Origin of the sequence: Chryseobacterium sp. AG844 (genome assembly GCF_003182335.1) — a bacterium.
Classification (GTDB): Bacteria; Bacteroidota; Bacteroidia; order Flavobacteriales; family Weeksellaceae; genus Chryseobacterium; species Chryseobacterium cupriresistens.
In genome coordinates this window covers 130,049-145,895 of sequence record NZ_QGTV01000002.1, presented here as the reverse complement: position 1 = coordinate 145,895, position 15,847 = coordinate 130,049, and the positions used below count along the sequence as shown (strand labels likewise).

Annotated in this window: 11 protein-coding genes; 10 read left to right on the top strand and 1 reads right to left on the bottom strand. The window is 37.8% G+C overall.

Annotated features, from left to right (window positions below; genetic code table 11):
• Positions 1–134 precede the first annotated feature (134 nt).
• Positions 135–3,503: a transcription-repair coupling factor gene (gene mfd / locus DEU40_RS02720; RefSeq protein WP_110008425.1), complete on the bottom strand. Its 3,369-nt coding sequence runs from the start codon at positions 3,501–3,503 to the stop codon at positions 135–137.
• A 252-nt stretch (positions 3,504–3,755) separates the two neighbouring features.
• Between mfd and DEU40_RS02715 the strand changes: the two genes are divergently transcribed.
• The 10 genes from DEU40_RS02715 to rnhA all read left to right on the top strand — a co-directional run bounded on the left by DEU40_RS02715 (position 3,756) and on the right by rnhA (position 15,693).
• Positions 3,756–4,151 (top strand): hypothetical protein, encoded by a 396-nt coding sequence (locus DEU40_RS02715; protein ID WP_110008424.1) that lies wholly within the window; start codon positions 3,756–3,758, stop codon positions 4,149–4,151.
• 181 nt (positions 4,152–4,332) lie between these two features.
• Positions 4,333–4,623 (top strand): hypothetical protein, encoded by a 291-nt coding sequence (locus tag DEU40_RS02710; RefSeq protein WP_110008423.1) that lies wholly within the window; start codon positions 4,333–4,335, stop codon positions 4,621–4,623.
• Between the two features lie 134 nt (positions 4,624–4,757).
• Positions 4,758–6,257 (top strand): GH3 auxin-responsive promoter family protein, encoded by a 1,500-nt coding sequence (locus DEU40_RS02705; RefSeq protein WP_110008422.1) that lies wholly within the window; start codon positions 4,758–4,760, stop codon positions 6,255–6,257.
• A 69-nt stretch (positions 6,258–6,326) separates the two neighbouring features.
• Positions 6,327–6,689 (top strand): hypothetical protein, encoded by a 363-nt coding sequence (locus DEU40_RS02700; protein ID WP_110008421.1) that lies wholly within the window; start codon positions 6,327–6,329, stop codon positions 6,687–6,689.
• A gap of 92 nt (positions 6,690–6,781) precedes the next feature.
• Entirely contained in the window at positions 6,782–8,017 is a 1,236-nt protein-coding gene (locus DEU40_RS02695) for an MFS transporter (RefSeq protein ID WP_110008420.1), read from the top strand.
• A 303-nt stretch (positions 8,018–8,320) separates the two neighbouring features.
• Positions 8,321–8,926 (top strand): tetratricopeptide repeat protein, encoded by a 606-nt coding sequence (locus tag DEU40_RS02690; RefSeq protein ID WP_137904404.1) that lies wholly within the window; start codon positions 8,321–8,323, stop codon positions 8,924–8,926.
• A 164-nt stretch (positions 8,927–9,090) separates the two neighbouring features.
• Positions 9,091–11,163, top strand: a complete 2,073-nt coding sequence (locus tag DEU40_RS02685) for a T9SS type B sorting domain-containing protein (protein ID WP_110008418.1) — start codon at positions 9,091–9,093, stop codon at positions 11,161–11,163.
• Between the two features lie 102 nt (positions 11,164–11,265).
• Positions 11,266–13,413 carry a T9SS type B sorting domain-containing protein gene (locus DEU40_RS02680; protein WP_110008417.1) on the top strand — a complete coding sequence of 716 codons (2,148 nt, stop codon included), beginning with the start codon at positions 11,266–11,268 and terminating at the stop codon, positions 13,411–13,413.
• Positions 13,414–13,568: 155 nt separating this feature from the next.
• A complete protein-coding gene (gene dnaB / locus DEU40_RS02675; RefSeq protein WP_110008416.1) occupies positions 13,569–15,155 on the top strand; it encodes a replicative DNA helicase in 1,587 nt (528 codons plus the stop codon).
• Positions 15,156–15,216: 61 nt separating this feature from the next.
• Positions 15,217–15,693: a ribonuclease HI gene (gene rnhA, locus DEU40_RS02670; RefSeq protein WP_110008415.1), complete on the top strand. Its 477-nt coding sequence runs from the start codon at positions 15,217–15,219 to the stop codon at positions 15,691–15,693.
• Positions 15,694–15,847 lie beyond the last annotated feature (154 nt).

The window sequence follows — 15,847 nt, the reverse complement described above, 5'->3', positions numbered from 1 at the left end:
CTTAATTCTCTTTAACAGGAATATTACAATATAAAAACATGATAAGAATCACAAAAAAACGTGTAAAAAATTAAGTTTTTTACACGTTTCTAAGAATTTTTATAATATTATTTCCAGTAACCAGGAATTAAAATTTAATTATGTTCAATGATTGCTTTCAACAAAAGATTAACCTCATCTACATTTTTAACTCTTTCTTTTCTCATCATCAACTGATTACCTTCTTTTCCGGACTTTTCTTTAAGCTGGGCCTCAGCCGGATTCCGGGTCAGATAATTAATAATATGCCTGAATCTGTCTGTCTGATAAAACTTATCCTGTGGATTTCCCGGGAAGTAGCCTAAAAATACTCCGTTTTTCATGACAATCTTTTCAAAGCCAATGTCAGCAGCAAGCCATTTCAGGGAAACACTTTTTAAGAGATTGACAGCTTCTTTCGGCAAAGCTCCAAAACGGTCAATCAGCTCCAGTTCAAACTGATGAAGATCTGCTTCGTTGGTAATTTCAGCAATTTTCTGATACAGCAACAGCCTTTCTTCAGTATTGGAAATATAGGAGTCCGGCAGCATCAACTCTAAATCAGTATCAATATTGACATCCTTCACAGATTTGAAAAGCTTTTGTCTGTCTTCTTCATTTTCAAAAAGACTTTCAAAATCAGCATCATCTTTCAGCTCTTCCAAAGCTTCCTGCATTAGCTTCTGATAAGTTTCGAATCCCATTTCATTGATGAACCCGCTCTGTTCGGCACCCAGAAGATCACCGGCACCCCGGATTTCCAGATCTTTCATCGCAATCTGGAAACCACTTCCCAGATCTGAAAACTGTTCAATAGCTTCCAGACGTTTTCTGGCATCAGAGGTCATCATATCATAAGGAGGAGTGATCAGATAACAGAATGCTTTTCTGTTGCTTCGCCCTACCCTTCCTCTCATCTGATGCAGATCCGCCATCCCAAACCGATGCGCATCATTGATAAAAATAGTATTGGCATTCGGCACATCTACTCCACTTTCTACAATGGTAGTGGATACAAGAACATCATACTTACCTTCCATAAAATCCAGAACATTCTTTTCAAGCTGTTTTCCTTCCATCTGCCCATGTCCCGTAATTACTCTCGCATCCGGAACCAGCCTTTGAATAAGCCCTGCAATATCTTTCAGGTTTTCGATTCTGTTATTGATAAAATATACCTGGCCGTCTCTCTGCAGCTCGTAAGAAACCGCATCACGAAGCGTTTCTTCATTGAATCCTATTAACTGTGTATCTACAGGCTGCCTGTTCGGCGGTGGTGTTTTGATAACGGATAAATCCCTCGCCGCCATCAATGAGAACTGTAATGTCCTCGGAATAGGAGTGGCTGTAAGTGTAAGGGTATCAACATTATTCTTCAGCGTTTTCAATTTATCTTTTACTGAAACTCCAAATTTATGTTCTTCATCAATAATCAATAAACCAAGATCTTTAAATTTCACAGAACTGCTTACCAACTGATGCGTTCCGATAATGATATCTACTTTTCCGTTCTTTAAAGCCTCTAAAGTCTCTGACTTCTGCTTGGCTGTCCTGAATCTGTTGACATAAGCAACATTTACCGGAAAATCTTTTAGCCTCTCTTTAAAACTTCTGTAATGCTGAAAAGCAAGAATGGTTGTAGGCACTAATACTGCAACCTGTTTTCCATCCGTAGCCGCTTTAAATGCCGCCCTGATTGCAACTTCCGTTTTACCGAAACCTACATCTCCGCACACAAGCCTGTCCATTACCGTATCAGCTTCCATATCTCTCTTTACATCTACGGTAGCCTTTTCCTGATCCGGAGTATCTTCATAAATAAAGCTGGCTTCCAGCTCATTCTGCAGGTAGGAATCCGGAGTATACGCAAACCCTTTTGCCGTTTTTCTCTGGGCATATAACTGAATAAGGTCAAAAGCAATCTGCTTTACCTTCGCTTTTGTTTTCTGTTTTAAAGATTTCCAGGTCGGAGATCCCAGTTTACTCAGAACGATTTCTTTTCCATCCGGCCCATTATATTTTGAGATCTTATGTAAAGAGTGAATACTTACATATAATAAGTCTCCGTTTTTATAGGTCAGTTTGAAACATTCCTGAATCTTTCCGTCATTGTTCACTTTCACCAATCCCATAAACTTCCCGATTCCATGATCGATATGGGCAATATAATCCCCGATTTTCAGAGACATCAGGTCTTTCAGGGTAAGCTGTTCAGATTTTGCAAAAGTATTTTTCGCTTTATATCTCTGGTAACGGTCAAAGATCTGATGATCCGTATAAACCAGCAGTTTGTGCCCATTATCGACAAATCCTTCGTGCAGTTCAGACTTAAAGCTTTTAAATGGGAGCTCATGCTCAAGTTCTTCAAAAATAGACTCCAGCCTTTCTTTCTGCTTTTCTGTTGAAAAGGAAATCCAGGTATCAAATCCGTCATTCTGCTTTTCTTCGATATCTTCGATCAGCAGTTCAAAGTTTTTATGAAAAGAAGGCTGTGGAAGCTGCTCCATTTTTACTTCGGTTACTTCTTTCAATCCTTCAATGATGATTCCTCCAAAATCAACCGTTTTGAATTTTTTATAATCGAACAAAAACTCCTGATCAGAAATAAAAAGTTCCTGCGGAGTCCTGTGAGCAATATCTTTACTTAAACTATCATATTTTTCCAGAGACTTTTCGTAGAACGTTCTTATCTTCTGCATTCCTACCATTCCGTTTCTGGAAATTACAAAACTTTCCGCAGGCAATAACTGCAGCAAAGAAACTCTGGTTCCCGTCACTGAAAAGTTCATATTGGACACCAGCTGAAAATCTTTTACTTTATCTACCGAAAGCTGGGTTTCGATATCAAAGGTTTTAATACTTTCCACTTCATTACCGAAGAAAGTAATTCTGTACGGTTTTTCATGTGAATAGGAAAAGACATCTACAATTCCTCCTCTTACAGAAAATTCTCCCGGTTCTGAAACGAAATCAGCCTGCTGGAAATGATAATGATTAAGCAGTTCATCCACAAAATCAAAATCAAGCTGATCCCCAACTTTTATATGATGAGAAATTGCTTTAAAATCTTCCTTTTTCAATACCTTTTCAGATAAAGCTCCGGCATAAGCCACAATAACTTTCGGAGATCTTCCGGAATTTATTTTATTGAGGACCTCCGTTCTTAAAACCAGGTTGGCATTCTGAGTCTTTTCCACCTGGTAAGGCTCCAGATGAGTTGCCGGGAAATACAGAACTTTATCCTTACCCAAAAGATCCTCCATCTCCGTATTGGCATACAATGCATCCTCCTTATCATCTACCAGATAAAGAATATTTTTCTTCTGGACCAAAAATAGCTCCGCCACAAAAATAGAAACTGAAGATCCGGCACTTCCTTTTACGGCAATATGCTGATTGTTTTCTAAGCGGGTAAAAATTTCTTTTCCAAACTCTTTCTGCATAAGGTCTGGAAGGAACTTTTCATTGATGGATTTTAACTGCATAAATAAGTAATGGTATAAACGACAAAGCGATTTCGGGAGTTTTCCGAAACCGTTTATGATATACAAAGGTACGCATATTTTTTATCTTCCTCTAAAAAACGAAAAGACTGATGGTTTTAAAATGAAGGACTTAGCCTCACAATTCTTAATTTTTTACAATTTTATTTAATAACCTGTTAAAAAAATTCAACTATTTCTTCGTGGCATAGAGTTTGGCTTTTAAGCTATAACCAAACATTTAAGAATAATATTATGAAAAAAGCAATTAAAATCTTAGGAGTTATGATGCTGTTGGTATTTACAGCATTATCTTTTTCGTCGTGCAGTAAAGATGATGATCCGGTAAACAATGAATTTTTCGCAGGAACTTATAAAGGAAAAGTTTCTTATAATGACGGAGGATCCACCAATATCAGCACAGATAACGGAAGTGTATTTGTAACAAAGATTGCCAGTGGTACCAAATATAATTTTGCTTTCTCCAACAGCATTCCGGATCTTAACGGAATAGAGTTTAATCAGGAAGGAGATCATACCCTTGTTATGATTGGTTCTACAGCTACCTCTTACATCAGAATTGACAATAATGTCTTAAAAATCCTATACGCAAAGGATGGTAAAACGTGGACAGCCAACTGTACGCGCTAGCCATGTCTATTTATATATTATGCAAGCCTGTCTCCGGAAATGGAGACAGGCTTTTTCATTGTAAATGAAGTGTTTTAATTTTTTTTTAAGCTGTAATAAACTTTAGTTAAGTTTGAGAATCCCCGTTTTTTTGCCTGCTTTTTGTATATCTTTATTCAACAAAAAACAAACAATAATTCTTATGAAAAAATTCTTATCTGCAATGTCTTTGATCCTGGGATTAGGACTTGCCACTGCTCAGCAGACTGCTCCCGCTAAAAGTGCTCCAGCGCACCCGCCTGTAAAAGCAACGGCAGCTGCAAAACCAGCTGAAGTGAAAGCTGCCCAACCGGCAATGGATGCAAAAGCAGCTAAGCCTGCACAACCGGCTGCCAAAATGAAAAAGGACGGTACTCCGGATAAGAGATATAAAGAAAACAAACACCTGAAAAAAGACGGCACCCCTGATAAAAGGTACAAAGCAAACAAATAAGCATAACATCAACATATAGTTGTTATTTTCATAATCAAATTTCGAAAAGCCGATGGAACCTGTTCCATCGGTTTTTTTATGTGAAGCTTCATAAAAATGACTTCAGATTCTCTACTTATTTATAAATTTGACCCATGTTAAACTTCTTCAAGAAAAATGCAGCGCTGATCTGGGCAAAAAAACACGTCCAAAAAGCAGAGGATTTCAAAAAAAATGCTGAGAAAAACCAGGAAGACTTACTCCTTTCTCTGGTGAATACTGCTCAAAAAACACTTTTCGGGCGGGAACATGATTTTGAAAATATTCATTCTGTAAAAGAATTTCAGGACAGAGTTCCTGCAGCTGATTATGAAGATCTGAAACCTTATATTGAAAGGGTAAAAAAAGGACAGGCTAATATTCTATGGACAGAAACTCCGGAGTATTTTGCCAAAACTTCAGGAACCACTTCCGGCTCTAAGTACATTCCGATTTCCAAAGAAGGAATGCCGTTTCAGATTGCCGGAGCTCAAAGCGCCTTATTTCATTATATCAGCAGAAAAAACAATGCTGATTTCGTAAATGGGAAAATGATTTTTCTTCAGGGCAGCCCGGAGCTGGAAGAAGTATTCGGAATAAAAACGGGAAGGCTATCAGGTATTGTAGCGCATCACATTCCTAATTACCTTCAGAAAAACCGCCTGCCAAGCTGGGAAACCAATATCATGGAAGACTGGGAGTCTAAGGTAGATAAAATCATTGAGGAAACGGAACATGAAAATATGACTCTGATTTCCGGAATTCCGCCGTGGCTGATCATGTATTTTGAGAAACTGACAGAGAAACACGGTAAAAAAATCAAACAGCTTTTCCCCAATCTTCAGCTTATTGTCACCGGAGGCGTTAATTACGAGCCATATCGGGATAAAATGGAAGAATTATTGGGAGGAAAGGTAGATATTGTTCAGACCTTCCCTGCTTCTGAGGGTTTTTTTGCTTTCCAGGATGATTATACCAAAGAAGGACTTTTATTATTAACCAATCACGGGATTTTCTATGAATTTATTCCTTTGGAAGAATACGGTAAGCCCGGAGCAAGGCGATTAACTTTAAGAGAAGTTGAGCTTCATAAAGATTACGCATTAATTCTTACGACCAATTCCGGTTTGTGGGCCTATTCTATAGGAGATGTTGTAAGATTTATCAGCAAAGATCCGTACAGGGTTTTGGTAAGCGGAAGAACAAAACATTTTACTTCTGCATTTGGAGAGCACGTGATTGCTTTTGAGGTAGAGGAAGCAATGAAGGCTACCCTTGAAAAATATCCGGCACAGATTACAGAATTTCATCTGGCTCCGCAGGTAAATCCGGCTGAAGGACTTCCCTATCATGAATGGCTAATTGAATTTGAAAAAGAACCTGAAAACCTGGAAGCATTCAGGGACGAACTTGATCTGCAGCTTCGTAAAAGAAATACTTACTATGATGATTTGATTTCAGGGAATATATTACAGAAATTGCAGATTACGAGACTTAAGAAAGGAGCATTTCATGAATATGCCAAATCCCAGGGAAAATTAGGTGGCCAGAATAAGACGCCAAGATTGGCTAATGACAGAAAGATTGCAGATTTATTGGGAATTTACAAATTTTAATCATATTTTTTCAATTCCAAAAACGTATATTTAAAAAAAATTATAAATTTGAAAAACTAAAAGAAAATAATGAAAGCATCTGTACTGTTGAAATCATCTTTACTAACATCTTTATTTGTTATTACATCTTGTGCTACTACAAAATATAGCGAAGATATTTCAAAAAACAACTACTCTAATCTTGAAGCCGGAAAAATATATAAAGTAACGATGAGAGATGGCTCACCAAAGCAGACCATCTTATTCAGAAACGTTGTTGGTGAAAATCTGGTGGGTACAGCCGGTAAAAAAGACAGTACAGAAGTAATTATTCCTAAAGCCAATGTGGCTGCTGTAAAAGACAGAAGAAAGGCAAGAATTGCTGCAGGGGCTACCATCATTGGCGCAGCAGGTGTTGCCGCTATCGTACTAAGTTCTACAAGAGCAGACTAAAATAGATATTATCTTTTGAGACTTATTTAATATATCTTTCAAAAACTGACATATAAATGGCCCTAAATAAATTTTTAGGGCTATTTTTGTTCATGATTTCCTTTACCCCGTTACAAACATTACAAAATGTTGAATTCAGAAATCTTCTCACCGGGAGATTTTTTATTGTTTTAGCTTTCAGAATGCTTGCCACTTTATTAGGATGGTGGGTGTATCAATTAACAAAAGATCCTTTTTCAATAGGCCTTATCGGACTTTCAGAGGTGATTCCTGCTGTAAGCTGTGCGCTGTATGCCGGACATGTTATTGACATGAATGAAAAAAAGAGGCTGCTCCTTATTTGTAATTATGCATATATTTTTCTGATTGGGCTTCTGCTGATTCCCGCATTCTTTAATGTGGAAATGCACTTTACCGGTCATCAGATTACCTATTATATTTATGGAGTTATTTTTTTCACAGGGATAGCAAGAGCCTTTATCGGCCCTATTGTTCCTTCCATGATTCCTAAAATTGTAAAGAAAGAAAACCTTCCAAATGCAGTAACCTTAAATCAGGCAACGTTCCTGATATCTTCTGTTTGCGGCCATGCTATCGGTGGTGTTCTTATTGGGTTTATCGGGGTAAAATGGACCCTGGTTGCTATTTTAACATTAATATTTGTTGCATCGTTATTCTTCTGGCAGCTTCACAAACAGCATTCCGAATATAAAAAGGAAACAGTAAATGTAGTGGAAAGTATGCGTGAAGGGATTTCGTATATTTTTAAAACCAAAGAGATTCTCGGAGCGCTGTGCCTTGATATGTTTGCCGTACTTTTCGGTGGTGCTGTAGCTATGATTCCTGTATTTGCGACTGATATCTTACATTCGGGAGCTGAAGGTTTCGGCTTACTGAACGCTGCTTCAGATATTGGCTCCATGTGTATTATTACTATTTTGTCTATTGTTCCTCTTCGGAAAAATCAAGGGAAAATACTTCTTGCGGTTGTTACCGGATTCGGGTTATGCATTATTGGATTCGGGTTATCAAAACTATACTGGCTGTCTTTTATGTTTCTGGTGATGAGCGGAATGCTGGATGGGATTTCTGTTGTTATCCGCGGTACAATTGTTCAGTTAAAAACGCCTGATCATATCAGAGGACGTGTTCTGAGTGTGAATTCAATTTTCATTATGTCCAGCAATGAAATGGGACAGTTCGAAAGCGGGCTTATGGCCAAATTACTGGGAGTAGTGCGCTCTGTTGTATTTGGCGGCTGTATGACTGTTTTAGTTGCACTGCTTGTAGGAAGCACCAATCCTAAATTGAGAAAGATGCAATATTAACTTATTGTTTACCAGTCTATTTAAAATCGGATATTAAAAAAATCAAAATCCGAAATACTTAAAATCAGAATAGAATGTTTTCTATTCTGATTTTTGCTTTATACCCGTTTTTTTTAAAATTATTAAAGAATTTTATCTCAAATATTTATTAAAACAACTAATATATTTATGATCCATGCATTATTGAATCCCAAAAATAAAATACCACATTTAAAACCAATGTATTACTTTCGTTAAATATATCTCAAAATCTTTAATTTAACGTTAATAATTTTTTATATTTGCTTCATAAAATATCCCCCTATGACTAAACTTTTACTAATTTTGAGTTTTCTCGTGACAGGTTCTCTGATGAATGCTCAATTTTTTTCAGATCAAACCTTACAACAAGCTGTTTTACAATTCGATAACGCTAAAACAGAAAACGATTACGATATGCTATTTTCCAGGTTTTCAGAAGCTAAAACTTCAGATAAATGGCAGGCTAATTATTATGCAGCAGCAGCATTATATCTTAAAACGAATTTCCTTTTAAATAACAGTCCGAACAGCCCTCTTGGAGAGCCTAATGAGACTGCAAGAAAACTGGCCATGCAATCCCTTGCTTCTGAAAAGAACAATGGAGAAGTAAACCTTCTTCTTGCGCTTATTCATTTTCAGAAAATCAGAATAAAAACAGCGGCAGATCCTCAAAAGGAATTAAAGACTGTGACAGGTTTCATGAATAAGGCAGAAACAACTTTAAAGAACAATCCAAGACTTTCCTTTCTAAAAGCTGAAATTGCTGAAAAGCAGGGAAACAAGACTGAAGCTATAAAGTTTTATCAAAAAGCAGCCAAAGAATTTGAAACATCAGCCACTGCATCCAGTTCACCCAACTGGGGAAAACAACTGATCGGAACAAACTAACAATAAGTAAAATGCATGATCTCCTGAGCTAATTGGGACGATCAGTTTTTTTATTATGAAAGATCTGGAAATTCATTATAGTGAAACATTCTTTTATATCAGATAAAAAACAGCAATTTTTAGTAATTAAACAGTTTAATATTTGTTTTTAAAAATTAATTCTCATGAAAAAAACATTACTTGTTTTCTTAATCATATTTTCACATTTTTTATTTGCCCAGTCAGATTGTGGTACTGCAATGGCGGTCTGCGGTAACTCTGACATTTCATATACACCAGGCGGACACGGAGACATTGCGGAAGATCTGGGCGGATGTTTAACTTCTGACGAAAAGTATTCGGTATGGTATTCTTTTACGATAGCTACAGGCGGAACCCTTACCTTTGAAATTATCCCTAACGACCAGAGTGACGATTATGACTTTGGTGTTTATGGACCTGACAAATCCTGCTCAAACCTTGGTACCCCGATACGTTGTTCCTATTCCGGACTAAGTGGGAATACAGGTCTTAACATGACCTCTACAGATCTTAGTGAAACCGCTACAGGAGACAAATGGGTAAAATACATGGATGTATTGCCTGGCCAGACTTACTATATCATTGTGAATAACCACAGAGAAACAGCTAACGGATTCAAATTATCATGGGGCGGAACGGCTACTTTATCGTCTCCGTTCACCGATCCGAATATACAGCCTCACCCATTTGTACCTCCGGGAATTCCAGGGGCTAACCCTAATGACCCAAGAGAAGTCATCATATGTTCTAATCCGGCGACTTTTGATTTTGCATCGTTATCAGCAGGAATTCTTAACGGCAATCCAAATTTCAGTATCAGCTATCATACAAGTCAAAATGATGCCTTAACCGGCAACAACCCTCTTGTGGGTCCTCAAACGGTTACTCCTGTTGGTGTTTATTTCTACAGTATCAATTATACTGACCCGACGAACCCTAACAGCCCTATTAATAAATGTAGACAGACCGGTAAATTTAAATTCAAAGATGGTACCATCAAGGCAACAGATGTAACGTTAACAAGCTGTAACAATAATAATGCAGGTACGGCAACTTATGACCTTACGACTGCAAATGTTTTCCCTGATCCTACGGCAACCAAGAAATATTATTATACTTTATACGACCTGAACAACTCCATTAATGAGATTACCAATATCTATCAATTTGTTTCTGCAGAGGGTAAAATATATGTAAAAGTAACTTCTGTATTCGGATGTAGTGATATTGCAGAAATTACCCTTAAATTCTATCCGCAAATTATTGCAAAAGATGCAGAATTAAGATCATGCTTTATTGAAGCGAATCCTTCCACAGCCTTATTCAACCTTGATAATGCTGCTGTTATCACACCACAGGCAGGTATCACTAAAAAATACTTTCCTTCACTAACAGATGCAATTGACGGAACCAATGAGATTTTAAATGCTAATTATATTGCACCAAGCGGTTTAGTATATGTAAGAGTGTCTGACACCAGAGGATGTTATGTAGTGGTAAAGATTGGTTTAACTGTAATTGCCCCGGTAACATCCAGTGTATTGAAAGACAAAATCATCTGTATGGAAGATACTACCACTTTGGATGCGGGACCTGGATTCAAAAGCTACGAATGGAGTACTGGAGCTACAACACAGTCTATCAAAGATGTAGGCGTAGGAGTTTACTGGGTAAAATTAAAAACAGGGGAATGTGTTGCCACTCAAAAAGTAACGATATATCCTTCTGAACAGCCGGTAGTAACAAATGTTGATATTTCCAACACTACATTAACGATCAATGTTATTGGAGGAACTCCGGATTACCAGTACTCTATGGATAAAATTTTATGGCAGGCTTCCAATACATTCTCTAATGTAGCAAGAGGAACTTACAAAGTGTATGTAAAGGATGCTTATGACTGCGAGCCTATTGAAGTTACGGTAGTTGTTCCTAATCTTATCAATATGATTACTCCAAACGGAGATGGTATCAATGATGTTGTAGATTATTCTGCGATGGCAGACAAACAGAATCTTATTTTGAGTATCTTTGACAGATACGGAACAAAAATCCACCAGGGAGACAAATCCAATGGTTACAAATGGGATGGCCGAATTGGCGGCAAGAATATCCCAACAGGCACCTACTGGTATTCTGTAACATGGAACGAGAATGACAAGAAGAACACTCCTTTCAAGTTTTCAGGTTGGATTGTTGTAAAAAACAGAGAATAAAACACCTCAGAATACAAAAAGCCGCTTTGGCGGCTTTTTCTTTTACAAATAGTGATAAAAATTTATTGATTTCAAGTTTGTTTAACAAAAAAAGTTTTAACAATGAAAAAAATATTACTCCTTTTTATTTTATTGATAACGCAAATGGCCTTTTCACAGTCAGATTGTGTCACAGCAATTCCCATCTGTGGTAATTCTGACATTTCATACACCCCTTCGGGCCCGGGGAATATAATAGAAATTCTTAACCAAAACGGCGGATGCCTCAGTACCAATGAAAGATATACAGTTTGGTACACTTTCACAGTATCCACACCAGGAACACTGGCATTTACAATAAAACCTAACGATCAGGATGATGATTATGATTTTGCAGTTTACGGACCAACAGCTAACGGCTGTGCTTCGTTACAGAATGCAGATCACGTTTTCATACAACCCATAAGATGTAACTATAGCGGTACTTCAGGAGATACAGGTCTCGATCTGACTCTTGCTCCACCAGCCGTATTCCCTACCAATCCACCAGGTGTTACATCGAGTATGAACAATGGTAAATGGAGTCCTTATATGGATGTATTGGTTGGCCAGACTTATTATCTGGTTATTGACAACTTCAGTAGATCCGTTAATGGTTTTTCTTTAGAATGGACAGGAACAGCAAGCTTAAGTTCCGCATTTAACGATCCTGTTCTTTCGCCTAACCCATTTATCGCGCCTGGTATTCCGGGAGCAGCTCCTAATGATCCTAATCAGGTAATGGTTTGTGCGCTGCCTGCCCAGTTTGATTTTACAACATTATCGGCAGCTATCATTAATGGTAACAGCCCGAACTTCAAGGTTACTTACCACAAAACAACCAACGATGCCCTTACAGGACAGAATCCTCTTACAGTAACTACTGTAGACGGAGTTACAACATATTATTACAGAATTGTGTATCAGGATCCCACCAATCCGGATAATCCTATCAACGGATGTTTCATAACCGGAAAATTCAAGTTTGTGAATGTGGGTATTTCTGCCAATTCGGCTACTTTATACTCCTGTAACAACAACGGAGCGGGTACTGCAAAATATAACTTAACAACAGCCAATGTATTTGGAGGAACCGGAGCAACGATCAAGTATTATGAAACGGCGGCAGATATGAATGCAGATATTAATGAAATTACAGATCCTGCCAACTATGTTTCTGCTGAATCTACCATCTATGTAAAAGTAATTTCTTCTTTCGGATGTATCGCAACTACTACGATCAGATTATTATTCTACCCATCAGTTGTACTGAAAGATGCTGTACTCCAAAACTGTTACATCGATAATGATGTGACGCGTTCGACATTTGATCTTTCCAAAGCAGATATTGGTGTACCTGTTCCAACCCCTACCGGAACTATTATTAAGTATTACACAACAGTAGCAGATGCGAAAGCACAGACAAATCCTATTATAGCAGCATTAAACTATCTTTCAGAAAGCAAAACAGTATATGCAAGAGTGGATAATGACAAACAGTGTTATTCAATTGCTAAAATAGACCTGGTAGTATTACCTCCTGTAAAATCAGCGGTATTAAAAGATAAAACAATTTGTGCTGAAGCCAAAACTACCCTGGATGCAGGTCCAGGATTTGTAAGCTACGAATGGAGCACAGGTGAAACTACACAATCTATCAGCAATGTAGGTGTTGGTGTTTATTGGGTGAAACTTCAGACCGGAAAATGTTTCACACTTCAGGAAGTACGTGTACATGCAAGCCTTCAGCCGGTGGTATCAGGAATCGAAATTACCAACAACAATATTACTGTAACAGCTACAGGAGGAGTTCCTCCTTACCAATATTCTGTAGACGGTGTTAACTGGCAGGATTCCAATACATTCACTGGACTTCCAAGAGGAGAAAATACGGTATATGTAAAAGATACTTATAACTGTACACCTATCCAGGTAACGATAACAGTTCCTAATCTTATTAACGCCATCACTCCGAACGGAGATAACGTAAATGATGTTATCGACTATTCAGCGTTAGCTTACAAGAAAAACCTTATCTTCATTGTATATGACAGATATGGGAATAAACTTCATGAAGCTAAGAAATTTAATAACTTTACATGGGACGGAACTGCCTTTGGTAAGAAAATCCCAACCGGAACGTACTGGTATACGATCTCATGGAATGAAAACAATAAAAACAATACCGAAACTAAATATTCAGGATGGGTATTGGTAAAGAATAAAGAATAAGTTCTACTTCATCTTTTTTGAAAAATCACCTCAGACCGGGGTGATTTTTTTTATCAACAAGACCAACCTCCTGTTTACAGCATTTTACGAAAGACTGCTAATAATTTGTTGAATACTATTTTTTGATTATTTTTTAAATAAACTATCTTTGCACCATGGCGCAGAAAGAAACATTATCATCCCTGACACACGGAAACTTTGCAAAAGAATTGTCTATTGCGGATGGAAAAATGCCTCCCAATGCAGTGGACTTTGAAAGACTGGTTATCGGAACTTTTTTGATTGACAAAAAAGGTCTTGACCATTCCATTGACCTTCTTACCCCGGAGGTATTTTATGACCCCAGACATCAGGTCATTTTTTCTACTATTCTAAAATTGTATGAAGGCAACCACCCGGTAGACTTAATGACCATCATTCAGGATTTAAAAAAAGAAGACAAGCTGAGCCAGGCAGGTGGTGATCATTACATTATTGACCTCACCATGGGAGTAAGCTCATCCGCCCATATCGAATATCACGTACGTGTTATTCTTGAAAAGTATATTTTAAGAAGCCTTATCAATGTTTCTGCTAACGTAATTGATTCTTCCTACAAAGAATCTACAGATGTTTTTGAACTTCTGGACAAGGCAGAACAGTCTTTCTTTGAGATTACCAACGGAACTATCAAGAAAGGATTCGATACTGCCAACTCATTGGTAAAACAAGCTATTGACACGATTAAATCGTTAAAAGATAAGCAGGGACTTTCCGGAGTTCCTTCAGGATTCAGAGATGTGGATAAGGAAACCGGAGGATGGCAGAATTCTGACCTCATCATTATTGCCGCCCGTCCGGCGATGGGTAAAACAGCCTTTCTTCTTTCCATGGCAAGAAATATTGCAGTAGGCCACAAAATTCCTATGGCTCTGTTCTCTCTCGAGATGGCCTCAGTACAGCTTATCACCAGAATGATTGCTTCTGAAACAAGAATTTCCTCAGAGAAACTAAGAAAAGGAACCCTGGATGATGAAGAATGGCAGAGACTATTTTCCAATGTATCTGAACTGGAAAACGCTCCTTTATATATTGATGAAACACCTTCCCTTTCCATATTCGACTTCCGTGCAAAATGCCGAAGATTGGTGATGCAGCATGGAGTAAGACTTATCATGGTTGACTACCTTCAGCTGATGACAGCCGGTGGCGGTGGAAAAGGAGTTGGAAACCGTGAACAGGAGATCTCCATGATTTCACGTTCATTAAAAGCGATTGCAAAAGAACTTAACGTACCGGTAATTGCTCTTTCCCAGCTTTCAAGAAGTGTGGAAGCCCGTCCCGGAAAAAGACCTCAGCTTTCAGATCTGAGGGAATCCGGAGCAATTGAGCAGGATGCGGATATCGTATCTTTCATCTTCAGACCGGAGTATTATAAAATTACCGTTTGGGATAATGATGAAGAAGGACAGGAAACTTCTACTGAAAACCAGGCCGAACTTATCATTGCAAAACATAGAAATGGTGCTACAGCAGATGTCAGATTATCTTTCTTAAAACATTTTGCCAAATTCGGTGACATTGAAGCTGCATTTGATGGTGGTGCCGGAGGAGGATATCCTTCCAACTTCGGAGAACCAAGCGGCTTTGACAAGATTAAAACAACGATTCAGCCAGGAGCAGCATTTGATCTTCCGGACAACTCAAAACTTTCCGGTTCTTCAATGAATGATTTTGATGACGATGATGATTTTCCGTTTTAAGAAAGACTAAAGTTTAGATCAGTTTAATTGTAGTCAATACATCCATTTTTAAAAAACAGGTTTGAGAATCGAAATTTATACCGACGGGGCTTGCAGCGGAAATCCGGGAAAAGGCGGATATGGAATTCTCATGCGTGTTCCTGAAAAAAATTACCAGAAAACATTTTCCAAAGGTTTTCGGAAAACGACCAACAACAGAATGGAACTTCTGGCGGTCATTACAGCATTGGAAAAACTGAAATCTACAGAAAACGATATCCACGTTTACACAGACAGCAAATATGTATCTGATGCGATCAACCAGAACTGGATTGCCGGATGGATCAAAAGAGGCTGGAAAAACGTAAAAAATCCAGATCTATGGAAAAAATTTGTAGAACTGTATAACAAACACTCCCCAAAAATGCATTGGGTAAAAGGTCATGCCGGGCACTTTGAAAACGAGCTTTGCGACAAATTGGCCGTTGCTGCAGCGAGCTCTCCCGATCTTGAAATCGATACTTATTTTGAAGATTTGGGCAACAATTCATTGTTTTAATTTAATTAATGTAAACACTTAATAGATACTACAATATTCACCATTATCTCATAATTAGCAGTGTTTTTTTAAAATATTATTAAAATTTAAGCGAAATTAACATTAAATACACATTATTTAACTGGGATTTAATATCTTTACATATTTAATCTAA

Excerpts from the sequence above, each read along its gene's own strand:
- dnaB (WP_110008416.1), top strand. The coding sequence starts at position 13,569 with ATGGCGCAGAAAGAAACATTATCATCCCTGACACACGGAAACTTTGCA.
- DEU40_RS02710 (WP_110008423.1), top strand. The coding sequence starts at position 4,333 with ATGAAAAAATTCTTATCTGCAATGTCTTTGATCCTGGGATTAGGACTT.
- mfd (WP_110008425.1), bottom strand. The coding sequence starts at position 3,503 with ATGCAGTTAAAATCCATCAATGAAAAGTTCCTTCCAGACCTTATGCAG.
- DEU40_RS02695 (WP_110008420.1), top strand. The coding sequence starts at position 6,782 with ATGATTTCCTTTACCCCGTTACAAACATTACAAAATGTTGAATTCAGA.
- DEU40_RS02700 (WP_110008421.1), top strand. The coding sequence starts at position 6,327 with ATGAAAGCATCTGTACTGTTGAAATCATCTTTACTAACATCTTTATTT.
- DEU40_RS02690 (WP_137904404.1), top strand. The coding sequence starts at position 8,321 with ATGACTAAACTTTTACTAATTTTGAGTTTTCTCGTGACAGGTTCTCTG.
- DEU40_RS02685 (WP_110008418.1), top strand. The coding sequence starts at position 9,091 with ATGAAAAAAACATTACTTGTTTTCTTAATCATATTTTCACATTTTTTA.
- DEU40_RS02715 (WP_110008424.1), top strand. The coding sequence starts at position 3,756 with ATGAAAAAAGCAATTAAAATCTTAGGAGTTATGATGCTGTTGGTATTT.
- DEU40_RS02680 (WP_110008417.1), top strand. The coding sequence starts at position 11,266 with ATGAAAAAAATATTACTCCTTTTTATTTTATTGATAACGCAAATGGCC.
- DEU40_RS02705 (WP_110008422.1), top strand. The coding sequence starts at position 4,758 with ATGTTAAACTTCTTCAAGAAAAATGCAGCGCTGATCTGGGCAAAAAAA.